Origin of the sequence: Pseudomonas vanderleydeniana (genome assembly GCF_014268755.2) — a bacterium.
Lineage (GTDB): Bacteria > Pseudomonadota > Gammaproteobacteria > Pseudomonadales > Pseudomonadaceae > Aquipseudomonas > Aquipseudomonas vanderleydeniana.
Genome location: NZ_CP077093.1, coordinates 725971 through 751687, shown reverse-complemented (window position 1 = coordinate 751687; position 25717 = coordinate 725971). Strand labels below are relative to the sequence as shown.

General features: G+C 63.8%; 18 protein-coding genes. 13 read left to right on the top strand and 5 right to left on the bottom strand.

The annotated features are described in order from the left end of the window. The first annotated feature begins 1 nt into the window (after position 1). Together HU752_RS03325 and msrA are read left to right on the top strand one after the other, a co-directional pair. A complete protein-coding gene (locus HU752_RS03325) occupies positions 2-2695 on the top strand; it encodes a putative bifunctional diguanylate cyclase/phosphodiesterase (RefSeq protein ID WP_186683268.1) in 2694 nt (897 codons plus the stop codon). A gap of 80 nt (positions 2696-2775) precedes the next feature. Continuing rightward, positions 2776-3423, top strand: coding sequence for a peptide-methionine (S)-S-oxide reductase MsrA (msrA, locus tag HU752_RS03320; protein WP_186683266.1), 648 nt, complete (start codon positions 2776-2778; stop codon positions 3421-3423). Between the two features lie 179 nt (positions 3424-3602). Here the strand turns inward: msrA and HU752_RS03315 are convergent, their stop codons facing one another. Further along, positions 3603-4439 (bottom strand): 23S rRNA (adenine(2030)-N(6))-methyltransferase RlmJ, encoded by an 837-nt coding sequence (locus tag HU752_RS03315; protein WP_186683264.1) that lies wholly within the window; start codon positions 4437-4439, stop codon positions 3603-3605. A 145-nt stretch (positions 4440-4584) separates the two neighbouring features. On the opposite strand from HU752_RS03315, the gene HU752_RS03310 reads away from it, so the two are divergent. Together HU752_RS03310 and HU752_RS03305 are read left to right on the top strand one after the other, a co-directional pair. Beyond that, positions 4585-5079, top strand: a complete 495-nt coding sequence (locus HU752_RS03310; protein ID WP_186683262.1) for a DUF2165 family protein — start codon at positions 4585-4587, stop codon at positions 5077-5079. Between the two features lie 171 nt (positions 5080-5250). Then, positions 5251-6519, top strand: coding sequence for an O-acetylhomoserine aminocarboxypropyltransferase/cysteine synthase family protein (locus HU752_RS03305; protein WP_186683260.1), 1269 nt, complete (start codon positions 5251-5253; stop codon positions 6517-6519). A gap of 70 nt (positions 6520-6589) precedes the next feature. Here the strand turns inward: HU752_RS03305 and putP are convergent, their stop codons facing one another. Then, positions 6590-8074, bottom strand: coding sequence for a sodium/proline symporter PutP (putP, locus tag HU752_RS03300; RefSeq protein ID WP_186683258.1), 1485 nt, complete (start codon positions 8072-8074; stop codon positions 6590-6592). A gap of 459 nt (positions 8075-8533) precedes the next feature. Here putP and putA point away from each other — a divergent pair, with 459 nt between their 5' ends. The 5 genes from putA to selO all read left to right on the top strand — a co-directional run bounded on the left by putA (position 8534) and on the right by selO (position 21191). Then, positions 8534-12487, top strand: coding sequence for a trifunctional transcriptional regulator/proline dehydrogenase/L-glutamate gamma-semialdehyde dehydrogenase (gene putA / locus HU752_RS03295; RefSeq protein ID WP_186683256.1), 3954 nt, complete (start codon positions 8534-8536; stop codon positions 12485-12487). A gap of 145 nt (positions 12488-12632) precedes the next feature. Next, the gene (locus HU752_RS03290) at positions 12633-14435 is read left to right on the top strand and encodes an acyl-CoA dehydrogenase (protein WP_186683255.1); all 1803 of its coding nucleotides are present in this window, start codon (positions 12633-12635) and stop codon (positions 14433-14435) included. 103 nt (positions 14436-14538) lie between these two features. Then, positions 14539-16281, top strand: a complete 1743-nt coding sequence (locus HU752_RS03285; RefSeq protein WP_186683253.1) for a potassium/proton antiporter — start codon at positions 14539-14541, stop codon at positions 16279-16281. Positions 16282-16320: 39 nt separating this feature from the next. Further along, on the top strand, positions 16321-19674 hold the full coding sequence (gene mscK / locus HU752_RS03280) for a mechanosensitive channel MscK (protein ID WP_186683251.1): 3354 nt from the start codon (positions 16321-16323) through the stop codon (positions 19672-19674). 53 nt (positions 19675-19727) lie between these two features. Continuing rightward, positions 19728-21191 carry a protein adenylyltransferase SelO gene (gene selO / locus HU752_RS03275; RefSeq protein ID WP_186683249.1) on the top strand — a complete coding sequence of 488 codons (1464 nt, stop codon included), beginning with the start codon at positions 19728-19730 and terminating at the stop codon, positions 21189-21191. A gap of 4 nt (positions 21192-21195) precedes the next feature. On the opposite strand, the gene mazF is transcribed toward selO, so the two are convergent. Next, positions 21196-21558, bottom strand: coding sequence for a type II toxin-antitoxin system toxin MazF (gene mazF / locus HU752_RS03270; RefSeq protein WP_186683247.1), 363 nt, complete (start codon positions 21556-21558; stop codon positions 21196-21198). Next, on the bottom strand, positions 21558-21827 hold the full coding sequence (mazE, locus tag HU752_RS03265; protein WP_186683245.1) for a type II toxin-antitoxin system antitoxin MazE: 270 nt from the start codon (positions 21825-21827) through the stop codon (positions 21558-21560). The genes mazF and mazE overlap by 1 nt, the downstream gene beginning before the upstream one ends. Positions 21828-22380: 553 nt before the next feature. Between mazE and trxC the strand changes: the two genes are divergently transcribed. Further along, complete coding sequence (gene trxC, locus HU752_RS03260; protein ID WP_186683244.1) at positions 22381-22821, top strand: thioredoxin TrxC; 441 nt, start codon at positions 22381-22383, stop codon at positions 22819-22821. Here the strand turns inward: trxC and HU752_RS03255 are convergent. Then, entirely contained in the window at positions 22818-23591 is a 774-nt protein-coding gene (locus tag HU752_RS03255; RefSeq protein ID WP_186683242.1) for a ParA family protein, read from the bottom strand. The two genes, trxC and HU752_RS03255, sit on opposite strands and share 4 nt — an antisense overlap. 363 nt (positions 23592-23954) lie before the next feature. Here HU752_RS03255 and HU752_RS03250 point away from each other — a divergent pair, with 363 nt between their 5' ends. Genes HU752_RS03250 through HU752_RS03240 form a run of 3 tightly spaced genes read left to right on the top strand, consistent with a single transcriptional unit; the run spans position 23955 to position 25709 of the window. Next, positions 23955-24674 carry a beta-ketoacyl synthase chain length factor gene (locus tag HU752_RS03250; protein ID WP_186683240.1) on the top strand — a complete coding sequence of 240 codons (720 nt, stop codon included), beginning with the start codon at positions 23955-23957 and terminating at the stop codon, positions 24672-24674. After that, positions 24650-25468 carry a lysophospholipid acyltransferase family protein gene (locus HU752_RS03245; RefSeq protein ID WP_186683237.1) on the top strand — a complete coding sequence of 273 codons (819 nt, stop codon included), beginning with the start codon at positions 24650-24652 and terminating at the stop codon, positions 25466-25468. The genes HU752_RS03250 and HU752_RS03245 overlap by 25 nt, the downstream gene beginning before the upstream one ends. Continuing rightward, entirely contained in the window at positions 25437-25709 is a 273-nt protein-coding gene (locus HU752_RS03240; RefSeq protein ID WP_186683235.1) for a phosphopantetheine-binding protein, read from the top strand. Before HU752_RS03245 ends, HU752_RS03240 begins: the two co-directional genes overlap by 32 nt. The last annotated feature ends 8 nt before the right edge of the window (positions 25710-25717 follow it).

Below are 25717 nucleotides of genomic sequence, written 5' to 3'. Positions count from 1 at the left end.
AATGAAAAGCCAACCCGATGCCGCCAATAGATTGGCGGCCGAGGTAGTGACTCAGTTACCGGTGCCGTCACGGCTCGGTATGCTGCGTTTCGAGCGGCTGAATGAGGCAAGCTGGGCCCTGCTGTTCCTCGATCCCAATTGCGAACGCCAGTTCGGCCTGCCGGCCATCGAACTGTGCGCCCTGGTCGGCTCGCCCTACGCCAGCCTGATGGAACCCGAGGCGCGCTACCGGCTGCATGACGCGATCCAGCTGCAATTGGCGGAGAACCCGCACTACCTGGTGCGCTACACCCTGCATACCGCCCAGGGCCCACTGACCCTGCTGGAGATGGGCGAAGCCTACAAGCAGCACAACCGCCACCTGCTGCGCGGCTACTTGCTGGTGGTCGAAGGCCTGTTCGGCCTGGAGCCACAGCCCCCGCTCACCGAGCTCGCCACCCAGAACAGCCGCCTGCAGATCGCCTTGGAGCTCAACCAGCGCGCCCAGCAGGAACAGTTGCAGCACCTGGACCGGGTACGCTCCCAGCAGGACCTGATCCTGCGCCTGGCGCGCCAGCGCTACAGCGCCAACAACTCGCTGCAGGAAGCCGCCGAACTGATCACCCGCTGCGCCTGCGACATCTACGAGATCGACTGCGCCAGCATCTGGAACCTCGATGGCCAGCGCCTGATACCGATCTCCGCCTACCACCGCGCCAGCCAGGAATATGTCCTGCCGGACGAGATCGACGCGAGCCGCTTCCCCGACTACCTGGAAGCCCTGCACACCAGCCGCGCCATCGATGCCCACAACGCGACCCGCGATCCGCGCACCCGCGACATGGCCGAGACCCTGCGCCCCCGTGACGTCAATGCCATGCTCGATGCCAGCATCCGCATCGATGGCCAGGTCGTGGGCGTGCTTTGCCTGGAGCAGACCGGCCACACCCGCGCCTGGCAATCGGATGAGATCGCCTTCGCCGGTGAACTGGCGGACCAGTTCGCCCAGGTCATCAACAACCACAACCGGCGCACCGCCACCAGCGCCCTGCACCTGTTCCAACGAGCGGTCGAGCAGAGTGCCAACGCCTTCCTGCTGGTCAACTGCGACGGCGTGGTGGAGTACGTCAACCCGAGCTTCACCGCCATCACCCAGTACAGCACCGAGGAAGTCCACGGCCAGAAGCTCTCCGAGCTGCCAGCCCTGGAGAACCTCAGCGAGCTGCTGTTCGATGCACAGTCGAGCCTGGCCCAGAGCAACAGCTGGCAGGGTGAGTTCAAGAGCCGCCGCAAGAACCTGGAGCCCTATTGGGGGCAGTTGTCGATTTCCAAGGTCTACGGCGACAACCGCGAACTGACCCACTACATCGGCATCTACGAGGACATCACCCAGACCAAGCTCGCGCAACAGCGCATCGAGCGCCTGGCCTACACCGACAACCTGACCAACCTGGGCAACCGCCCGGCGTTCATCCGCAACCTCGACGAGCGCTTCGCCCGTGACAGCGACTCGCCCATCAGCCTGCTGCTGGTGGACATCGACAACTTCAAGCGGATCAACGACAGCCTCGGCCACCAGACCGGTGACAAGCTACTGATCAGCCTGGCCCGGCGCCTGCGCAACAGCCTGAGCCCGAGCGGCAGCCTGGCGCGCTTTGCCAGTAACGAATTCGCGGTGTTGCTCGATGACACCGACCTCGAAGCCGGCCAACAGATCGCCACCCAGTTGCTGACGACCCTCGACAAACCGATGTTCGTCGACAACCAGCTGATCAGCGTCACCGGCTCGGTCGGCCTGGCCAGCGCACCGCTGCATGGGCGCGACCCGCAGACCCTGATGCGCAACGCCGGTCTGGCCCTGCACAAGGCCAAGGCCAACGGCAAGCACCAGGTCCAGGTCTTCACCGAGGCACTGAACGCCGAGGCCAGCTACAAGCTGTTCGTCGAGAACAACCTGCGTCGCGCCCTGACCCAGAACGAGCTGGACGTGTTCTACCAACCCAAGCTGTGCCTGCGCAGCGGCCGCCTGCTGGGGATGGAGGCGCTGCTGCGCTGGAACCACCCGGAAAAGGGCATGATCCGCCCGGACCAGTTCATCAGCGTCGCCGAGGAAACCGGCCTGATCATCCCGATCGGCAAGTGGATCGCCCGCCAGGCCTGCCGCATGAGCAAGGCCCTGACCGCCTGTGGCCTGGGTAATCTGCAAGTGGCGATCAACCTGTCACCCAAGCAGTTCTCCGACCCGGACCTGGTCGCCTCGCTGGCCAGCATCCTCAAGGAAGAACAGTTGCCGCCGTCACTGCTGGAGCTCGAACTGACCGAAGGCCTGCTGCTGGAAGCCACCGAAGACACTCGCCAGCAGCTCGACCAGTTGAAGAAAATCGGCCTGACCCTGGCCATGGACGACTTCGGCACGGGTTATTCGTCCCTGAGCTACCTGAAAAAATTCCCGATCGACATCATCAAGATCGATCGCAGCTTCATCCATGAAATCCCGGACAACCAGGACGACATGGAAATCACCTCCGCAGTCATCGCCATGGCCCACAACCTGAAACTCAAGGTGGTGGCCGAAGGCATCGAAACCACTGAACAACTGGCCTTCCTGCGTCGCCATCGCTGCGATGTCGGCCAAGGCTACCTGTTCGACCGCCCGATCCCCGGCGCCGAGCTGATCCAGCAGCTCAAGCGTTATCCGCGCGGCCCTTTGGCCTGACAGCGCGGCAACACTCGGGCACACTGTCGGTCTACCTCAATAGCTACAGCTTATTTCAACCTGACTGAGAGGACTGCGACATGGTCTTGCGCTCGGAAATACTGGTGAACAAAAACGTGCTACCTACCAAAGAACAAGCTCTGCCTGGCCGCGAAACCCCGATGACCGTCCCGGACAAACACTTCGTCAACGGCCACCCGCTGCTGGGCCCGTTCCCCGGCAACGTCGAATTCGCCATCTTCGGCCTGGGCTGCTTCTGGGGCGCGGAGCGGCGCTTCTGGCAGCGCGAGGGCGTGTACAGCACGTCGGTGGGCTATGCTGGCGGTTTCACCCCGAATCCGACCTACGAGGAAGTCTGCTCGGGACTGACCGGCCACAGCGAAGTGGTCCTGGTGGTCTATGAACCGGAAATCGTCAGCTACGAGCAACTGTTGGCGCAATTCTGGGAACTGCACGATCCAACTCAGGGCATGCGCCAGGGCAACGACATCGGCACCCAGTACCGCTCGGTGATCTACGCCACCAAGCCGGAACAACTGGAAGCCGCACAGAAGAGCGCCCAGGTGTTCCAGGCCGAATTGACCAAGGCCGGACTGGGCACGATCACCACGGAGATTGCCGAGGCGCCGACCTTCTACTACGCCGAAGCCTACCACCAGCAGTACCTGGCGAAGAACCCGGAAGGCTACTGCGGTATCCGCGGCACCGGCGTCAGCTGCCCGATCTGAGGCGCCGGCAGGCCCACTCCCGTGGCGAGGGGGCTTGCCCCCGCTGGGGTGCGAAGCACCCCTGAAGCCAGGCACCGCATTACACCAGAATGAACAGGGCTGCTGATTTTACGGTTGCTGCGCAACCGAACGGGGGCAAGCCCCCTCGCCACAGAGAAACTCTGCCAGACAGAGACAGACTACTCGGCAATCAGCCAATCCATCCGCCAGTCACCCTGGGTTTGCGCCAGCTTCTGCGCCAACCACGGCAACAGCTCACGCAACTCCTCCTCAAGCCCCCACGGCGGATTGGCAATCGCCAGCCCCGATCCGTTCAGGCTCGCCGGCGTGTCCAGCGGATGCACCAGCAATTCCACGCGCAACAGTTTCGGCGCGCCGGTGCCGGCCAGGTCCTGGTAGAAACGCTTCAGCGCGCGCTGGTCCTTGATCGGATACCAGATCGCCGCCACCGTCTGGCGCATGCGGCCGATCGCTTCCTTGAGCGAGGCGGCACAGCGCTGCATCTCGTCCAACTGCTCGAACGGCGGGTCGATCAGCATCACCGCACGCTTTTCCGCCACCGGCAGCAGGGCCCGCGCCAGGTGCCAGCCCTCGCCCAGGTGCACGGCCACGCGACGGTCGCTCTTCATGTTGTCCTTGAGCAGCTTGCCGTCTTCCGGATGCTTCTCGTTGATCAGCACGCGGTCCTGCGCACGGGTCAGGCGCCGCGCCAGTTCCGGCGACCCCGGGTAGTAGCGCAACTCGCCATCGGGGTTCATCTCGTGCAGCACCCGCAGGTAATCGGCGGTCACCGCGGGCAGGTCCTGCTCCGCCCACAGGCGGGCGATCCCCTCCAGGTACTCGCCGGTACGACTGGCCTGGTCGCCCTTGAGGTCGTACAGGCCGATACCGGCGTGGCTGTCGAGATAGGCGAACGGCTGCTCCTTGCGCGCCATCAGGGCGATCAGGCGGGTCAGGACCAGGTGTTTCAGGACGTCGGCGTGGTTGCCGGCGTGGAAGGCGTGACGGTAATTCATGGCAACTCCTGCGAAGGAGGCGAAGTTTACCCTGTGCACCACCCGCCGTCAGGTCGCAACGTACAGGCGGCAGGTCCGTTGCCGACAGACTCGCCGGGAGCGCCCATGATAACGTCGCGTCCTCCCACTCGAAGGATTCGAAACGATGACCACCCGCTACGCCAAAATCATCATGAGCCTGGCGCTCGCCGCCTTCGCCTTCATGGTCACCTTCAACAACATCAGCGACTACGCCTCCAACTTCGCCTTCGTCAGCCACGTGCTGAGCATGGACACCACCTTCCCGGACAACGCCGCGATGTACCGGGCAATCAGCACCCCAGCCCTATGGCACGCCGCCTACTGGCTGATCATCCTCGGAGAAGGGCTCACCTGCGTGCTGCTGGCCCTTGGCGCAGGGGCGCTGTGGCGGGCCCGGCGGGCCGATGCCACCCGCTTCGCCCGGGCGAAGAAAGGCGTTATCGCCGGAGCGACCCTGGGCTTCCTGGTGTGGTTCTTCGGCTTCATGGTGGTCGGGGGCGAATGGTTCCTGATGTGGCAATCGAAGATCTGGAATGGCCAGGAGGCGGCCTTCAGGTTCTACATGGCCCTGCTTGGCGTGCTGATCTTCGTCAATCAGGCGGACAACGAGCCGGCTTGAGCTGGATCACTTGCCGATGTTGCGCCAGTAGCGGACACTGGCGCACCGGTATGCGGTCCGATCTCGGGCACCACACCCGAGGTCACTGGCGACTCAGGCACACGAGACCATTAGGCGACCGCAGCTGCCCGGCACTGCTCAATTAATGGAATTTCACTGAGTCGAGACTTTATGAAAGACGCAACGATTGCGCTCCATCACGGTTTCAAGTCGGACCCGACCACCAAGGCCGTGGCCGTGCCCATCTACCAGAACGTCGCCTTCGAGTTCGACAACGCCCAGCACGGCGCCGACCTGTTCAACCTCGATGTCCCGGGCAACATCTACACCCGGATCATGAACCCCACCAACGACGTGCTCGAACAGCGCCTGGCAGCGCTGGAAGGCGGCATCGCCGCCCTGGCCGTATCCGCCGGCAGCGCGGCGATCCACTACGCGATCCAGACCCTGACCCGCGCCGGCGACAATATCGTCTCCACGCCGCAACTCTACGGCGGCACCTACACCCTGTTCGCCCATCTGCTGCCCAGCTTCGGCGTCGAGGTACGGTTTGCGCGCGACGACTCGCCCGAGGCCGTCGCCGAACTGATCGACGAGAACACTCGACTGGTCTATTGCGAAAGTATCGGCAATCCGGCGGGCAACATCGTCGATCTCGAAAGTTTCGCCCAGGTCGCCCACGCCCATGGCGTACCGCTGATGGTCGACAACACGGTGGCGACGCCGATCCTGTGCAAGCCGATCCTGTTCGGTGCCGACATCGTCGTACATTCGGTTACCAAGTATGTCGGCGGCCACGGCAACGCCCTGGGCGGGGTGATCGTCGACGCGGGCACCTTCCCCTGGGCCGACCATCCGCAGAAATTTCCCGGCCTGAATACCCCGGAGGCGGCCTACCACGGCGTGGTCTACACCGAGAAGTTCGGCCCGGCGGCGTTCATCGCCCGCGCGCGCACCGTACCATTGCGCAATACCGGCGCGGCGCTGGCGCCAATGAATGCCTTCCTGCTGCTGCAGGGCCTGGAAACCCTGGCCCTGCGCATGGAGCGCCACACCGAGAATGCGCTCAGGGTGGCGAAGTTCCTCAAGGCCCACGAACAGGTCGCCTGGGTCAGCTACGCCGGCCTGCCGGACCACCCACACCATGAGCTGGCGCACAAGTACATGAAGGGCAAGCCGTCGGCGATCCTCTCGTTCGGCCTTAAGGGCGGCTACGAGGCCGGCGTGCGCTTCTACGACGCCCTTCAGATCTTCAAGCGCCTGGTGAACATCGGCGACGCCAAGTCACTGGCCTGCCATCCGGCCTCCACCACCCACCGGCAGATGACCGAACAAGAGCAGGCCAAGGCCGGCGTGAAGCCGGAAATGATTCGCCTGTCGGTCGGCATCGAGGCCATCGAGGACCTGCTCGAAGACCTGGAGCAGGCACTGCGGGCCTGAAACGCGGCGGCCCGCCTCCAGGGAGACGGGCCGCCTTGCAGCTAGAGGGCTTGCCGCCCTATCCCACGGATCAATGTTCCTCGCGGAACTGCTTCTCCGCTGCCGCGAAACGCTGGAGCATCTGCGCCGAAGGCTTGCCCATCTTGCTGACCACGTAGATCGCGATGCTGGCGAAGATGAAGCCCGGAATGATTTCGTACAGCCCCAGCAGGTTGAGCTGCTTCCAGACGATCACGGTGATCGCGCCGACCAGAATGCCGGCCAACGCGCCATTGCGGGTCATGTCCTTCCAGATCACCGAAATCAGCACCACCGGGCCGAAGGCTGCACCGAAGCCTGCCCAGGCATAACTCACCAGACCCAGCACGCGGTTCTCGGGGTTGGCGGCCAGGGCGATGGCAATCACCGCGACCAGCAACACCATGGCCCGACCGACCCACACCAGCTCAAGCTGCGAAGCGGACTTGCGCAGGAACGCCTTGTAGAAGTCCTCGGTCAGCGCACTGGAACACACCAGCAGCTGGCAGCTGAGGGTACTCATCACCGCCGCCAGGATCGCCGACAGCAGCACACCGGCTATCCAGGGATTGAACAGGAGCTTCGCCAGCTCGATGAACACCCGCTCATGGTTTTCGCTGACCGGCCCGGCGACCTCGGGGTGCGCCGAAAAGTAGGCGATACCGAAGAAACCGACCGCTACGGTGCCACCCAGGCACAGGATCATCCAGGTCATGGAAATGCGCCGGGCATTGGCGATCGACTTGACCGAGTCCGCCGCCATGAAGCGCGCCAGGATGTGCGGCTGGCCGAAGTAGCCCAGGCCCCAGCCCATCAGCGAGATGATGCCGATGAAGGTGGTATTGCGCAGCATGTCGAAATGGCCGGGATCCTGGGCCTCGATCGCCAGGAAGGTGGTGTCGACACCCCCCGTGGCCAGCAACACGATGATCGGCGTGAGGATCAGCGCGAAGATCATCAGCGTGGCCTGCACGGTGTCGGTCCAGCTGACCGCCAGGAAACCACCGATGAAGGTGTAGGCGATGGTCGCTGCCGCACCGGCCCACAAGGCAGTGCTGTAGGACATGCCAAAGGTGCTTTCGAACAGGCGGGCGCCGGCGACGATGCCGGAGGCGCAGTAGATGGTGAAGAACACTAGGATCACGATGGCCGCGATTACCCGCAGCAGCCCGCTGTGGTCTTCGAAGCGGCTGGAGAAGTAGTCCGGCAGAGTCAACGCGTCACCGTTGTGCTCGGTCTGGACCCGCAGGCGCCCGGCAACGAACAGCCAGTTCAGGTAGGCCCCGACGATCAGGCCGATGGCGATCCAGCTCTCGGACAGGCCCGACATGTAGATCGCACCCGGCAGCCCCATCAGCAGCCAGCCGCTCATGTCGGAGGCACCAGCCGAAAGCGCGGTCACGACACTGCCAAGACTGCGGCCACCGAGAATGTAGTCGGAAAGATTGTTGGTGGAGCGATAGGCCATCAGTCCGATCAGGACCATCGCTGCGATGTAGATCACGAAGGTGATCAGGGTTGGGTTACTTACGCTCATTCAAAAAGCCCTGGCATTGTTTTTATTCAGCGGCGATCCGCGACCGACAAAACGACAAGGCTTGTCAGACGGTTAAACGGACCGGGCATTCATGACCGATGTTTTCCCAGGAAAATCACCAGCCGGTGCTTTCCTTCGTAGGAGGTTGCACCTCGACCGAGCATGCTATTCAACAATACGAACGAGGCGCAACCTGTTTTACCCCGACAAGTTGCACCTTAGGGGCTTTCCAATTTTTCCCACAAGCCTTTACGCCTCCCCGCCTCGTAAGTCCCTGACGGCCTGGGAAAAACTGGAAACAACCTGCCATGCACCAAAACCCAGGAAACCGGTCCCTGCCAAACCGCACAGGGTTTCGACAAAAAAATGGGTTGCGCCAGGTTGCACCTATTGCAACCCAGAGCTAATCTTTCGGCCAACTGACGCCACACGGTCGTGGCAACCACGAGGATAAGAAAAATGGCTACCACCACCCTGGGGGTCAAGCTCGACGACCCGACCCGCGAGCGCCTGAAGGCCGCCGCCCATTCGATAGACCGCACCCCGCACTGGCTGATAAAGCAGGCCATCTTCAACTACCTGGAGAAGCTCGAGAGCGGTGCAACCCTGAGCGAACTCAGTGGCCTGCCACGCGGCGAAGCCGACGACGCCGGTGAAATCCAGGCTGACCACAGCCACCAGTGTTTCCTCGAGTTCGCCGAGAGCATCCTGCCACAATCGGTACTGCGTGCCGCCATCACCGCCGCCTACCGTCGCCCCGAGCCCGAAGTGGTACCGATGCTGCTGGAGCAGGCCCGCCTGCCGGCGGCCACCGCCGAAGCCACCAACAAGCTGGCCGCGAGCATCGCCGAGAAACTGCGCAATCAGAAAAGCGCGGGCGGCCGGGCCGGCATCGTCCAGGGGCTGCTGCAGGAGTTCTCCCTATCGTCCCAGGAAGGCGTGGCCCTGATGTGCCTGGCCGAAGCCCTGCTGCGGATTCCCGACAAGGGCACCCGCGACGCACTGATCCGCGACAAGATCAGCACCGGCAACTGGCAGCCACACCTGGGCAACAGCCCGTCGCTGTTCGTCAACGCCGCCACCTGGGGCCTGCTGCTGACCGGCAAGCTGGTCTCGACCCACAACGAGGCAGGCCTGACCTCGTCCCTGAGCCGCATCATCGGCAAGAGCGGCGAACCGATGATCCGCAAGGGCGTCGACATGGCCATGCGCCTGATGGGCGAGCAGTTCGTCACCGGCGAAACCATCGCCGAAGCCCTGGCCAATGCCAGCAAGTTCGAAAGCAAAGGGTTCCGCTACTCTTACGACATGCTCGGCGAAGCGGCGCTGACCGAGCACGACGCACAGAAGTACCTGGCATCCTACGAACAGGCCATCCATGCCATCGGCAAGGCCTCCCACGGTCGCGGCATCTATGAAGGCCCGGGCATCTCCATCAAGCTCTCGGCCCTGCACCCACGCTACAGCCGCGCCCAGTACGAGCGGGTCATGGAAGAGCTGTACCCGCGCCTGCTGTCGCTGACCCTGCTGGCCAAGCAGTACGACATCGGCCTGAACATCGACGCCGAGGAAGCCGATCGCCTGGAACTGTCCCTGGATCTGCTCGAGCGCCTGTGCTTCGAGCCGCAGCTCAGTGGCTGGAACGGCATCGGCTTCGTCATCCAGGCCTACCAGAAGCGTTGCCCGTACGTGATCGACTACGTGATCGACCTGGCTCGCCGCAGCCGTCATCGCCTGATGATCCGCCTGGTGAAAGGCGCCTACTGGGACAGCGAGATCAAGCGCGCCCAGGTCGAAGGCCTGGAGGGCTACCCGGTGTACACCCGCAAGGTGTACACCGACGTGTCCTACATTGCCTGCGCACGCAAACTGCTCTCGGTGCCGGAAGTCATCTACCCGCAGTTCGCGACACACAACGCCCACACCCTGTCGGCGATCTACCATATCGCCGGACAGAACTATTACCCCGGCCAGTACGAGTTCCAGTGCCTGCACGGCATGGGCGAGCCGCTCTACGAGCAGGTGGTGGGCAAGGTTGCCGAAGGCAAGCTGAACCGCCCGTGCCGCGTCTATGCACCGGTCGGCACCCACGAAACCCTGCTGGCCTACCTGGTGCGCCGCCTGCTGGAAAACGGTGCCAACACCTCGTTCGTCAACCGCATCGCCGATCAGTCCGTGTCCATCCAGGAACTGGTGGCCGATCCGGTGGCCAGCATCGAGCAGATGGCCCTGCAGGAAGGCGGTTTCGGCCTGCCACACCCACGCATCGCCCTGCCGCGCGAGCTGTACGGCGCCGAGCGCGCCAACTCGGCCGGCATCGACATGGCCAACGAACACCGCCTGGCGTCGCTGTCCTGCGCCTTGCTGGCCACCGCCAACAACCCCTGGAAGGCCGCGCCGATGCTCGGCTGCGTGTCCAGCAACGAAAACCCGGCACCGGTGCTGAACCCCTCGGATCATCGCGACGTGGTCGGTCACGTCCAGGAGGCCAATGTCGAAGACGTCGACAACGCCATCCAGTGCGCGCTCAATGCCGCGCCGATCTGGCAGGCCACCCCGCCAGCCGAACGCGCGGCGATCCTGGAGCGCGCCGCCGACCTGATGGAAGGCGAGATCCAGCCACTGATGGGCCTGCTGGTCCGCGAAGCCGGCAAGACCTACGCCAACGCCATCGCCGAAGTCCGCGAGGCGGTGGATTTCCTGCGCTACTACGCAGTGCAGGCGCGCAACGACTTCAGCAACGATGCTCACCGCCCGCTGGGGCCGGTGGTCTGCATCAGCCCGTGGAACTTCCCGCTGGCGATCTTCAGCGGCCAGGTCGCTGCCGCCCTGGCTGCCGGCAACCCGGTATTGGCCAAGCCGGCCGAGCAGACCCCACTGATCGCCGCCCAGGCCGTACGCCTGATGCTTGAAGCCGGTATTCCGGAAGGGGTATTGCAACTGCTGCCGGGCCGCGGTGAAACCGTTGGCGCGCGCCTGGTCGGCGATGAGCGGGTCAAGGGGGTGATGTTCACCGGTTCCACCGAAGTCGCCCGCCTGCTGCAACGCAACGTCGCCGGACGCCTGGACAACCAGGGTCGCCCCATCCCGCTGATCGCCGAAACCGGCGGACAGAACGCGATGATCGTCGACTCTTCGGCACTGACCGAGCAGGTGGTGATCGACGTGGTCTCTTCGGCCTTCGACAGCGCCGGCCAGCGCTGCTCGGCCTTGCGCGTACTGTGCCTGCAGGAAGACTCCGCCGACCGCGTGATCGAAATGCTCAAGGGCGCCATGGCCGAATCCCGCCTCGGCAACCCGGAACGCCTGTCGGTGGATATCGGCCCGGTGATCGACGCCGAGGCCAAGGCCGGCATCGAGAAACACATCCAGGGCATGCGCGAAAAAGGTCGCAGCGTCTACCAGATGGCGATCGCCGACGGCGAGGAATGCAAGCGCGGCACCTTCGTGATGCCGACCCTGATCGAGCTGGAAAGCTTCGATGAACTCAAGCGCGAAATCTTCGGCCCAGTGCTGCACGTGGTCCGCTACAAGCGCAAGGACATCGACCAGCTGATCGACCAGATCAACGCCAGCGGCTACGGCCTGACGCTGGGCGTGCACACCCGGATCGACGAAACCATCGCCAAGGTGGTCGACAACGTCAATGCCGGTAACGTCTACGTCAACCGCAACATCGTCGGCGCCGTGGTCGGTGTTCAACCGTTCGGTGGCGAGGGCCTGTCGGGGACCGGCCCGAAAGCCGGCGGCCCGCTGTACCTGTACCGCCTGCTGTCGACCCGCCCGGCCGATGCCATCGAGCAGTCCTTTGCCCGCGTCGACGCGCAGACTGCACCGGACGTGCGCTTGCGCGCCGCCCTGGGCAAGCCGCTGAACGCACTGCAGGCCTGGGCCACCGCCAACCAGCAGCAGGAGCTGGCTGACCTGTGCGCACGCTTCGCCACCCAGTCGCAGAGCGGTATCACCCGCGCCCTGGTCGGCCCGACCGGCGAGCGCAACAGCTACGCCATCCTGCCACGCGAACACGTGCTGTGCCTGGCCGAGCTCGAAGCGGACCTGCTGACCCAGCTCGCTGCCGTACTGGCGGTGGGCAGCTCGGCCCTCTGGCCGGAGGGCGAGCCGGGCAAGACCCTGTACGCCCGCCTGCCGAAGGAAGTGCAGGCGCGCATCCAGCGCGTCGCCGACTGGCACAAGGACGAAGTGGTGTTCGATGCCGTACTGCATCACGGCCACTCCGACCAGTTGCGCGCCGTCTGCCAGCAGGTGGCGAAACGAGCCGGCGCGATCGTCGGCGTGCAAGGCCTGTCCCAGGGTGAAACCGCCATCGCGCTGGAACGCCTGGTCATCGAACGGGCCCTGAGCGTCAACACCGCGGCCGCTGGCGGCAACGCCAGCCTGATGACCATCGGCTGATCCACCTGGACAACCTGGCACCTGCAATGGGTGCCAGGCTTTCGCCCCGCTCGCTGCTTTGACCCTCCATCACCCAGATCAATCTTGCTAGGCACCATCCATTCAGCCACCTAGACTCGGCTCATCCCATCAAAGGTAGGCCGCCATGTCCGAGACGCTGCTCAGTTCCCGCAATCTGGCTTTCGAGCTGTACGAAGTCCTCGATGCCGAAGGCCTGACCCGCCGCGAGCGGTTCGCCGAACATTCACGGGAAACCTTCGATGCCGCCCTCGACACCGCCCGGACCATTGCCGAGAAGTTCTTCGCGCCACACAACCGCAAGAACGATGAAAACGAGCCACGTTATGAAAACGGCGAAGCGATCCTGATCCCGGAAGTGAAGCCGGCGGTGGACGCCTTTCTCGAAGCCGGCTTCCTTAATGCCGCGCGCAGCTTCGAGGCCGGCGGCATGCAGTTGCCGACCTTGCTGTCCCAGGCCTGCTTCGCGCACTTCCAGTCGGCCAACGCCGCCTCGACCTCCTACCCGTTCCTGACCATGGGCGCGGCCAACCTGATCGAGAGTTTCGGCAGCGACGAACAGAAACGGCGTTTCCTGCAGCCAATGATCGACGGGCGCTTCTTCGGCACCATGGCGTTGACCGAACCCCACGCCGGCTCCTCGCTGGCCGACATCCGCACCCGCGCCGAACCGACCGCCGACGGCACCTACCGGCTCAAGGGCAACAAGATCTTCATTTCCGGTGGCGACCACCCGCTGTCGGAGAACATCGTGCACATGGTCCTGGCCAAGCTGCCGGACGCTCCGCCCGGCGTGAAGGGCATCTCGCTGTTCATCGTGCCCAAGTTCCTCGTCAACGATGATGGCAGCCTCGGCCCGCGCAACGACGTGCTGCTGGCCGGGCTGTTCCACAAGATGGGCTGGCGCGGCACCACCTCCACCGCACTGAACTTCGGCGATAACGGGAACTGTGTCGGCTATCTGGTGGGCAAGCCCCACCACGGCCTCAGCTATATGTTCCAGATGATGAACGAGGCGCGCATCGGCGTCGGCATGGGCGCGGTGATGCTCGGCTACGCCGGCTACCTGTACTCGCTGGACTATGCACGCGAGCGCCCGCAGGGCCGCCTGCCGGACAGCAAGGACCCGAACACCGCCCCGGTGGCGATCATCCAGCACGCCGACGTCAAGCGCATGCTGTTGACCCAGAAGGCCTACGTCGAAGGCGCCTTCGACCTCGGCCTGTACGCCGCCCGCCTGTTCGACGACACCACCACCCTGGCGTCGGAAAGCGAGCGCAAACAGGCCCATGAACTGCTCGACCTGCTGACCCCGATCGTCAAGTCCTGGCCCTCGGAGTTCTGCCTGAAGGCCAACGAACTGGCGATCCAGATTCTCGGCGGCCACGGCTACACCCGCGAATACCCGGTGGAACAGTATTACCGCGACAACCGCCTGAACCCGATCCACGAAGGCACCCACGGCATCCAGTCGCTCGACCTGCTGGGCCGCAAGCTGGCGCAGAACGGTGGTGCCGGCCTCAAGCAACTGGTCCGGCTGATCGCCGACACCGGCCGGCGCGCCGCCGCGCACCCGTCGCTGGACGCCCTGCGCGAACCGCTGGAGCAACTGCTCGCCCGCCTCCAGGAGGTGACCATCGGTCTGCTCGGCGACCTGGCGCAGGGCAAGGTCAACAGTGGCCTGGCCAACTCGGCGCTGTACCTCAAGGCCTTCGGCCATACGGTGATCGGCTGGCGCTGGCTGGAGCAGGCAGTGCGGGCCGAGGAAGGCCTGGCCAGGGGCAACGCCGCCGACCTGGCGTTCTACAAGGGCAAATTGCAGGCGGCGCGCTACTTCCTCACCTGGGAAGTGCCTGGGTGCCATCATGAACTGGCGATTCTGCAAGCCCGGGACGATACCTGCCTGTCGATGCACGAGGAGTGGTTCTAAAGCTTTTGACAGCGGTACATTTCAACAGGTTAGAATCGCTGGCACGCAGACTGCATGGAGTCAGTCTGCGCACCCGCCTTTCCTGCTTTCTGGAGTACTGCCTTTGAATGCGACGACCATCAACAGCCTGTTCTTGATCGGCGCGTTGCTGGTAGGCGCAAGCATCCTGGTCAGCTCCCTGTCCTCACGGCTGGGCATCCCGATCCTGGTGATCATCCTTGCCGTGGGCATGACCGCCGGTGTCGACGGCGGCGGCATCATCTTCGACAACTACCCGACCGCCTACCTGGTGGGCAACCTCGCGCTCGCCGTGATCCTGCTCGACGGCGGCCTGCGCACGCGGGTGGCGAGCTTCCGGGTAGCACTCTGGCCAGCGTTGTCGCTGGCCACGGTCGGTGTGCTGATCACCACCGGACTGACCGGCATGGCCGCCGCCTGGCTGTTCGACCTGAACATCATCCAGGGCCTGCTGATCGGCGCCATCGTCGGCTCGACCGACGCCGCCGCGGTGTTCTCGCTGCTCGGCGGCAAGGGCCTCAACGAACGGGTGACCGCCAGCCTGGAAATCGAGTCGGGCAGTAACGACCCGATGGCGGTGTTTCTCACCGTGACCCTGATCGACATGCTCGCCAGCGGCCAGACCGGCCTGCACTGGAGCCTGCTCGGCCACCTGATTCGCGAATTCGGCATTGGCGGGGTCATAGGCCTCGGCGGCGGCTGGCTGATGCTGCAACTGGTCAACCGCATCAACCTGGCCAACGGTCTGTACCCGATCCTGGTGATCGCCGGCGGCCTGGTGGTCTTCGCCCTGACCAACGCCCTGCACGGCAGCGGGTTCCTGGCGGTCTACCTGTGCGGCCTGGTGATCGGCAACCGCCCGGTGCGTAGCCGCCATGGCATCCTGCACATGCTCGACGGCATGGCCTGGCTGGCACAGATCGGCATGTTCCTGGTGCTGGGCCTGCTGGTCACCCCCCATGACCTGCTGCCGATCGCCCTGCCGGCCCTGGGCCTGGCGCTGTGGATGATCCTGTTCGCCCGGCCCCTGTCGGTGGTGGTGGGCCTGCTGCCGTTCCGCGCCTTCCATGGCCGGGAAAAAGCCTTCATTTCCTGGGTTGGCCTGCGTGGCGCGGTGCCGATCATTCTCGCGGTGTTCCCGCTGATGGCCGGCCTGCCCCATGCGCAGCTGTACTTCAACCTGGCGTTCTTCATCGTGCTGGTCTCGCTGTTGGTGCAGGGCACCAGCCTGCCGTGGGTGGCCAAGCTGCTCAAGGTCACCGTACCGCCGGAGCCGGCGCCGATTTCCCGGGCCGCGCTGGAAGTGCACGTCACCAGCGAGTGGGAACTGTTCGTCTATCGCCTCGGTGCGGAAAAATGGTGCATCGGCGCCGCCCTGCGCGAGCTGAAGATGCCCGAGGGCACGCGGATCGCCGCGCTGTTCCGTGGCCAGCAACTGCTCCATCCGTCGGGTAGCACCACCCTGGAAGTAGGCGACCTGCTCTGTGTCATCGGCCACGAACACAACCTGCCGGCCCTCGGCAAGCTGTTCAGCCAGGCACCACAGCGTGGCCTGGACCTGCGCTTCTTCGGCGACTTCGTCCTCGAAGGCGACGCCCAGCTGGGCGCGGTCGCGGCCCTGTATGGCCTGAAACTCGAAGGCGACGACCCGAACACGCCGCTGGGCAGCTTCATCGCCCACAAGGTCGGTGGTGCACCGATCGTCGGCGACCAGGTCGAGTGGAACAACACCATCTGGACCGTGGCGGTCATGGACGGGAACAAGATCGGCAAAGTGGGCGTCAGATTCCCCGAAGGAAGTCGCCCAGGGCCGGGACTCTTCCTCTAAACTGCCCACTTTCCGACTTACCTTGCTCGACCGGTACCTATGTCCTTCTTGCGCTCTGTTTCCCTTGCGGCCCTGCTGGGCCTGAGTCTTTCCGTCGGCGTATTGCAGGCTGCCGAGCCGCCCACCAGCGAATCGGTCCAGCAGAGCCTGGACAAGATCGCCGATCGCAAGCTGCCGGATGCCGACCAGAAAGCCCTGCAGCAGGTGCTGCAGCAGACGCTGAACTGGTTGTCCAACGCCGATGACTACACCAAGCGCCTGGCCGCGACCAAGCAGCAGGTGGCCGAGGCCCCGCGCCAGACCAGCGAGAACCAGCGCGAGCTGACCCGCCTGAAGGCCACCAAGGTGATTCCGGTCGCCCAGCGCTATGCCAGCCAATCGGTACCGCAGCTGGAACAACTGCTGGCCGAACGCACCACCCAGCAGGGTGAACTGCAAAAGGCCCTGGCCGACGCCAACAGCCTGATCATTACCGCCCAGACCCGTCCCGAGCGGGCCCAGTCGGAAATCAGCAACAGCCAGACCCGCATCCAGCAGATCAACACCCTGCTCAAGCTGGGCAAGGACAACGGCAAGACCCTGAGCAGCGACCAGCGCAACCAGTTGAACGCCGAGCTGGCCTCGATCAACGCCCTGGTGTCGCTGCGCCGCCAGGAGCTGGCAGGCAACAGCCAGTTGCAGGACCTGGGCAACAGCCAGCACGACCTGCTGATGGAAAAGACCGCACGCCTGGAACAGGAAATCCAGGACATGCAGACGCTGATCAACCAGAAGCGCCTGGCGCAGTCCCAGCAGACCGTCACCCAGCAATCGATCGAGGCGCAGAAGGCCGGCGACAGCAGCCTGCTGGCGACCGAGAGCGCGACCAACCTCAAGCTCTCCGACTACCTGCTCAAGAGTACCGACCGCCTCAACGAGCTGACCCAGCAGAACCTGCAGACCAAGCAGCAGCTCGACAGCGTGACCCAGAGCGACCAGGCCCTGGACGAGCAGATCAACGTACTCAAGGGCAGCCTGCTGCTGTCGAAGATCCTCTACAAGCAGAAGCAGGCTCTGCCGCGCCTGAAGGTCGACAAGAACCTGGCGGACGAGATCGCCGACATCCGCCTGTACCAGTTCGAGGTCAACCAGCAACGCGAGCTGCTCAGCAGTCCGGCCAGCTACGTCGACAACCTGCTGGCGACCCAGCCGCCGGAACAGGTCACCCCGCAACTGCGCCGTACCCTGCTCGATCTCGCCGTGACCCGCAGCGACCTGCTGGAGCGCCTGAACCGCGAGCTGAGCGCACTGCTCAACGAGTCCATCACCCTGCAGTTGAACCAGAAACAGCTGCTCAGCACCGCCCAGAGCCTGCGCGCGACCCTCGACGAACAGATGTTCTGGATTCCGAGCAACAAGCCGCTGGACCTGGAATGGATGGAAGGCGTACCCAACCGCCTGCAGAAACAGGTCACCACGCTGCCCTGGCTGTCCAGCATCAGCGAACTGGCTGACGGCCTGCTGCAACGGCCGCTGCTGTTCCTGCCGCTGCTGCTGGTAATCGGCGGACTGCTGTGGAAACGCAACTACCTGTACGGGCGACTGAGCAAGGTCCACAAGGACATCGGCCACTTCAAGCGCGACAGCCAGTGGCATACGCCGCTGGCGATCCTGGTCAACGTGCTGCTGGCGATGCCGGTCACCCTGGCCCTGGCGCTGTGCGGCTACGCCCTGCAGATCGACGCCCGCGGCCAGAATGCCAACCTCGGCGCCGCGCTGCTGCAGATCTCCCAGGCCTGGCTGGTGTTCTACACCGCCTACCGGGTCCTGGCGCCAGGCGGTGTCGCCGAGCTGCATTTCCACTGGGAGAAGCCCCAGGTCGAATTCCTCCAGGGCTGGGTCCGGCGCCTGGGCTTCGTCGTGCTGGCCCTGGTGGCCGTGGTGGCCGTGGCCGAGCTGCAGCCGGCGTCGCTGGCCGACGACGTGCTCGGCATCGGCGTGGTCCTGACCTGTTATGGACTGATGGCCTGGCTGCTCAGCCGCCTGCTGCTGGGCAGCCCGAACCACGGCAAGGCCTCGCTGTTCCGCAAACTGATCGGCGTGCTGTTCACGGCCCTGCCCATCGCCTTGTTCGTGGCGGTCTGCTTTGGCTACTACTACACCGCGCTGAAGCTCAGCGACCGGCTGATCGACACGCTGTACCTACTGATGTTCTGGCTGGTGATCGAGGCCACCTTCGTGCGCGGACTGGCAGTCGCCGCCCGGCGCCTGGCCTACCAGCGCGCCCTGAGCAAGCGCCAGGCCGCCAAGGAAGCGGGCGACGGCGAAACGGTGGTCGAGGAACCGACCCTGGATATCGAGCAGGTCAACCAGCAGTCCCTGCGCCTGATCCGCCTGGCCCTGCTCGGCGGTTTCGTCGCGGCGCTGTACTGGGTCTGGTCGGACCTGATCACCGTGTTCTCCTACCTGGACAACATCACCCTCTACGAATACACCAGCGGCACCGGCGCAGCCATGAGCATGGTGCCGATCACCCTCGGCAACCTGATCGGCGCCCTGGCGATCATCGGTATCACCCTGGCCCTGGCACGCAACCTGCCGGGCCTGCTGGAAGTGCTGGTGCTGTCCAAGCTCGACCTGGCCCAGGGCAGTGCCTACGCCACCACCACCCTGCTGTCCTACATCATCCTCGGCATCGGCTTCGTCTCGACCCTGTCGACCCTCGGCGTGAGCTGGGACAAGCTGCAGTGGCTGGTGGCCGCGCTCTCCGTAGGCCTGGGTTTCGGCATGCAGGAAATCTTCGCCAACTTCATCTCCGGCATCATGATCCTGTTCGAGCGCCCGGTACGGATCGGCGACACCATCACCATCGGCACCCTGTCGGGCACGGTGAGCAAGATCCGCATCCGCGCCACCACCATCACCGACTTCGATCGCAAGGACATCATCGTCCCGAACAAGACCTTCATCACCGGGCAGTTGATCAACTGGTCGCTGACCGACACCGTCACCCGCGTGACCCTCAAGCTCGGCGTGGACTACGGCTCCGACCTGGATCGGGTCAAGGAACTGCTGCTCAAGGCCGCCCGCGATAACCCGCGGGTGCTCAAGGAGCCCGAACCGCATGTGTACTTCCTCAACTTCGGTGAAAGCACCCTCGATCATGAGCTGCGCATGCATGTTCGCGACCTGGGCGACCGCAACCCGGTGATCGACGAGGTCAACCGCTTCATCAACCGCGAATTCAAGAAAGAGCACATCAATATCTCGTTCCGGCAGATGGAGGTCTATCTCAAGAACCTGCACGGCAACGAGTACAAGCTGGTCGCGGTCGATGGCGAAGCGGACACCCTGGTGCCGGCCAACAAGTCCGGTACAGAGCCTCAGCAGCCTCTACAGAAGAAACCCGACTAGCATCAGCGCACTAATCCCAGCAGAATACTAGGACATTCTGCTGGAGATGGCCGTTGAAAGCCCTCGACGAACTGACCTTCGACAACCGCTTCGCCCGCCTGGGCGATGCCTTTTCCACCCATGTGCTCCCCGAGCCCATCGACAACCCACGCCTGGTCGCGGCCAGCCCGGCGGCCATGGCCCTGCTCGACCTGGACCCGGCGAGCGCTGAAGAAGAGGTCTTTGCCCAACTGTTCGGCGGCCACAAGCTGTGGGACGAAGCCGAACCCCGGGCGATGGTCTACTCGGGGCACCAGTTCGGCTCCTACAACCCGCGCCTGGGCGACGGCCGCGGGCTGCTGCTCGGTGAAGTCCGCAACGACGCCGGTGAACACTGGGACCTGCACCTGAAAGGCGCCGGCCAGACACCCTACTCGCGCATGGGTGACGGTCGCGCGGTATTGCGCTCCTCTATCCGCGAGTTCCTCGCCTCCGAGGCCCTGCACGCCCTGGGCATCCCCAGCAGCCGCGCGCTGTGCGTGATCGGCTCGGACACGCCGGTCTGGCGCGAACGACAGGAACGCGCGGCGATGGTCCTGCGCCTGGCCCCGAGCCACATCCGCTTCGGCCATTTCGAGTACTTCTACTACACCCAGCAGGCCGAACAGCAAAAGCAGCTCGGCGAACACGTGCTGGCGCAGCACTTCCCCGACTGCCTGGAACAGCCGGAGCCCTACCTGGCGATGTTCCGCGAAGTGGTCGAGCGCAACGCCGAACTGATCGCCAAATGGCAGGCCTATGGTTTCTGCCATGGCGTGATGAACACCGACAACATGTCGATTCTGGGCATCACCTTCGACTTCGGTCCTTTCGCCTTCCTCGATGATTTCGACGCCCACTTCATCTGCAACCACTCCGACGACCAGGGCCGCTACTCGTTCAGCAACCAGGTGCCGATCGGCCAGTGGAACCTCAGCGCCCTGGCGCAGGCACTGACACCGTTCATCAGCGTCGAGGCCCTGCGCGAAGCCCTCGGACTGTTCCTGCCGCTGTACCAGGCCCATTACCTCGACCTGATGCGCCGCCGCCTCGGCTTGACCACGGCCGAGGATGACGACCAGAAACTGGTGGAGGAGCTGCTGCAGCGGATGCAGGTCGGCGGGGTCGACTACACCCTGTTCTTCCGCCGCCTGGGTGACCAGCCGGCCCAGCTGGCGGTGGCGCGCCTGCGCGACGACTTCATCGATCTCAGCGGCTTCGATAGCTGGGCCGAGCGCTATGTCGCCCGTGTCGCCCGCGAGCCGGACCAGGATGAAGCCCGGCGCCAGGCGCGCATGCATGCGGTCAATCCGCTGTACATCCTGCGCAACTACCTGGCGCAGCGGGCCATTGAGACGGCGGAAAAAGGTGATTACACCGAAGTACGCCAGCTACACGCGGTGCTGAGCCAACCGTTCGAGGAACAGCCAGGGATGGAAGCCTACGCCGAACGGCCACCGGAATGGGGCAAGCACCTGGAGATCAGTTGTTCGTCCTGAGGGCTCACACTTCGGGGTCGATGACGCTGACCACCCGGCAGACGATATCCATCATCGTGATATCGTCCAACCGCTCGATGAATTTGGCAGAACCGTCTCGTACGCGCTGTTCGATATCGAAGCTGCGGACCTGATTGCATAAGGCGACGCCGTTGGTCTCATGGCCGGTAACGATAACCGCCAGACCGGAATTACGACTGAACGAGCCGCCAGTCGTGATGGGAACGGTCATGCTGACACCCAACGCGTTGATTTCTCGTGGAGTGATGACCACAAACCGGTGGCGATTCATCATTTCTCGACCAGCCACCGGATTAGGATCAATCCAATAGACATCACCACGCTGCGGGGCCTGCCTGCGTACCATCAACCTATCTCCCTTCCAACCGGGTCACCTTCACGAGCCCACGCGGTTTCAGCGTTCAACTCCACTATCGCCTCGGCCCCCTGAAGCAGCTCAGTCAGGGAGTACCGTTTGCGAGCAGGACGAATCATCGGTTTTGCAATCAACTCGCCATCGACCACCTTCAACTCAAGCTGCGCTCCTACGTCCAGGTGCAGGAGTTTCAGCAGGGTAGGAGGAATGGTCATGACGGCAGCGCCACCTTGACGACGAATTTTGGAAGTGACGGACATGTAACTCTCCTGTTCAAACAGAGTGAATCGGCTTGAAACCGAAAGTGCAACAAAAGTAGCACCCCAGTTCAGACAAGGCGAGTATCTGTACATGACATCCGACGAAGTGAAATAGAGTCCAACAAAACGCCGTATAAATCCCCTCCCATTTCGTAACAACCTTTGCAGTTGCCCCTTTGTCCTTCAATGCCGATTCTCGCCAAGTCACGACGTATTCGTGATCCGGTTTGACGGCCGGGTTTATTCATAGAGGGAACGCACCATTGCCCTGCTACGTTCACGCACGACGGTGCCCAAAATTCACGTTATGGCAGCTGTGCGTGGTGCACTTTCGGGTGCGCCGGGTTCCTCTATGACCGGGCCGTCCATCCGGGCACCTCAGCCAAGCACGCACTCGAACACACCTCACGGCTACTCAACGGTGCCTCATCTGCCGCGAAAGAAAACCGGGATGCAAAACCGCAGTTTGCCATCCCACACAACCCAAACGAACTTGATAAAGCCGCAGCCTGACTCCAGATAGGCAACATTGCCCCTTACAGCGAGCCCTCTCATGTCCGCCCCCCTGCTGATCCCCTGCCCCCACTGCAACGGCCTCAACCGCCTGCCTGCCGAACGCCTCGGCGACCAGCCGAAATGCGGGCGCTGCAAGGGCGAGGTGCTGCTGAACAAACCTTTCGAGTTGAACCAGGGTGACTACGCCAGCCAGATCAAGGGCGACCTGCCACTGTTGCTGGACGTCTGGGCGGATTGGTGCGGGCCGTGCAAGTCGTTTGCGCCGGTGTTCGAACAGGCCGCCGCGCAACTGGCCGGCAAATGCCGCCTGGCCAAGCTCGACAGCGAAGCCAACCAGCAGTTGTCAGCCCAATTGGGTATTCGCTCGATTCCCAGCCTGATCCTGTTCAGGAATGGCCGGGAAGTCGCGCGGCAGAGCGGAGCGTTTCCACTCCCTCAACTGCTGGCCTGGCTGCGCAGCCAGGGTATCGCCGTCTAGGCGTTCTCTTCGAGCAGGTTGTGCAGCTCGACGAACTGCTGGGTCAGCTTGTGGCGCGGATCGAAGTGGATCAGCGGTTTGCTGGCCTCGTGGGACTCGCGCATCTTCACCGAACTGCCCAGGTACACCGGCAGCACCGGTAGCCCGTCGGCAATCAGGCTGTCGAGCATCTGCTGCGGCAGGCTGGCGCGGGCCTGGAACTGGTTGACCACGATCCCCTCGACCTGCAGGTCTTCGTTGTGGTCTTCCTTCAGCTCTTCGATTTCCTGCAGCAGGCCGTACAGCGCCTGGCGCGAGAAGCTGTCGCAGTCGAAAGGAATCAGTACGCGATCAGCAGCGATCAACGCCGAAACCGCATAGAAATTCAGCGCTGGCGGGGTGTCCAGGTAGATCCGGTCGTAATTCTCGGCCAGCTCCTCCAGGAGTTTGCGCAGCTTGTTGATCTTGTGCTTGGCCTCGAGCTTGGGCTGCAGGTCGGCCAGCTCCGCAGTGGCGGTGATCACATGCAGGTTGTCGAACGGCGTCTCGTAGATGTCGACCTGGTTCTTCTTCGAGAAAGGCCCGGAGGACAGGGTCTGCTTGAAGAAGTCGGCGATCCCCATGGGAATGTCTTCACCGGTCAGGCCGGTCAGGTATTGCGTGGAGTTGGCCTGGGCATCGAGGTCCACCAACAGGGTCCGATAGCCTTCGCTGGCGCTGACCGCCGCCAGGTTGCAGGCAATGCTCGACTTGCCGACCCCACCTTTCTGATTGAACACCACACGCCGCATGACAAGACCTCCGTGTTTCAATGAATGAGCCAGTGTAGAGGGCTTGGCTGTCGCTTCGCCACCTCGAACAGACAAGAACTACGGCACAATCGCCCATAACTCGGCAAACCCCGGAAGATTCCATCCAACCCGAGGAAACAGCCGACAGATGTATCACCAAAAACACGAATAATGGCCATGTGACATTTACTCGAGTGTCCACCTGTAAATTTTATCGTGCAAAATGTAGCCAATTGTTTGCTACAAGCCCGCCACACCGGGATAATGCGCGCCACTCGGCCACAGCGCCACGCCAAGGTTGGTATCGCTCAAGGATACAGCCGTAGCGTTTCAAGGAAGCCCGCAGGGGCGGGAAGACACTCAGTGATCAATTTCAATATCGCTCAATGGCGCGCCTGGGCCCCGAGCCTCGAAAGCGTGTCCGACTGGCAGGCCTGGAGCCACCAGCCGACGGTTCCGACACCGAGCGAGGCAGCGCCCGATGTGTCGTTCCTGCCGGCCATGCAGCGCCGCCGCCTGAGCCGGCTGGCGCGCATGGCGTTCAGCGTCGGCTGGCCGCTGGCCGAAGGCCATGAAGCCCTGCCCCTGGTGTTCATTTCCCGCCACGGCGAAACCCCACGCACACTGGAGATCCTCAGCGACCTGGCCGCCGAGCAACCGTTGTCACCGACCCAGTTCAGCCTCTCGGTGCATAACGCCATCATCGGCCTGTGGTCGATCATGCGTGGTGAAACCAGCGAAATGACCGCGCTCGCCGCCAACGGCGACGGCCTCGAGCACGGCATGCTGGAGGCGGCGGCGCTGCTGGCCGAGGGCGCGCCGGCGGTCCTGCTGGTCATCACCGAGGAACGACCACCCGAGGCCTACAGTCGCTGGATCGACGACGTGCCCTTTCCCTATGCCGTCGGCCTGCTGCTAACGCCGGGTGACGACTGGCAACTGTCCCTCGGACGCTGCGAGAACCAGGATTCCCGTACGCAGTGGCCTCATGCGCTGAACCTGGTACGGACCCTGCTCGGGCCGCAAACCACCTGCCAACACACATGGAAGACCCGTGCATGGAACTGGCAACGCCGCGCATGAGCAAGCCACGCGACGCCTATTACTGGCGCCTGCTGGCCACCGCCATCAGCTTTGCCCTGTTCGGCCTGGGCGGCCTGTGCCTGCGCCTGTTGATCTTCCCGCTGCTCGCCTGCCTGCCCGGCGACGCGCAACACCAGCGCGAGCGCGCACGACGGACGATCAGCCGGCTGTTCTGGCTGTTCATCCGCTTCATGGCCCGCAGCGGCGTACTGACCTACGAGGTCGAAGGCGCGGACCGGCTCGGGCGCCCCGGCCAGATGATCATCGCCAACCACCCGTCGCTGATCGACGTGGTGTTCCTGATCGGCCTGGTGCGCAACGCCAACTGCGTGGTCAAGCAGAGCCTCTGGCAGAACCCGTTCACCCGCGGGCCAGTGCGGACCGCCGAATACATCAGCAACGATGGCAGCATGGACATGCTCGATGCCGCCGTCGGCGCGCTGAAGGGTGGCCAGACCCTGATCATCTTCCCCGAAGGCACCCGTACCGCGCCCGGCACGACGCCGTCCTTTCATCGCGGCGCCGCCGCAATCGCCTTGCGTGGTGCGAGAATCATTACCCCGGTGGTGATCGAGGTCAGCCCGACCACCCTGACCAAGGCCGAACCCTGGTATCGCATCCCCCTGCGTCGGGTGCATTTCAGTTTTCGCGTCGGGGCCGATATAGACCCACAGACCTTCGCCAGCCAGGGCCCCGCGCCCCAGGCTTCGCGCAAGCTCAACGATTTTCTGCACCATTACTTCATTAAGGAGCTCGCCACAGATGAGCGATCCAACAAGCGCCCTGCACCTTGAAATCAAGGAACTGATCATCGAGGCCCTCGGCCTCGAGGACATCAGCGTCCAGGACATCGGCAACGAGCAAACGCTGTTCGGCGAAGGCCTGGGCCTGGACTCGGTGGACGCCCTCGAACTCGGCCTGGCCATCCAGAAGCGCTACGGCATCAAGATCGATGCGGACGCCAAGGACACCCGTGACCATTTTTCCAGCGTGGCCAGCCTTGCGGCTTTCGTCACGGCAAAACAGGCAGCGTGAGACCCCAC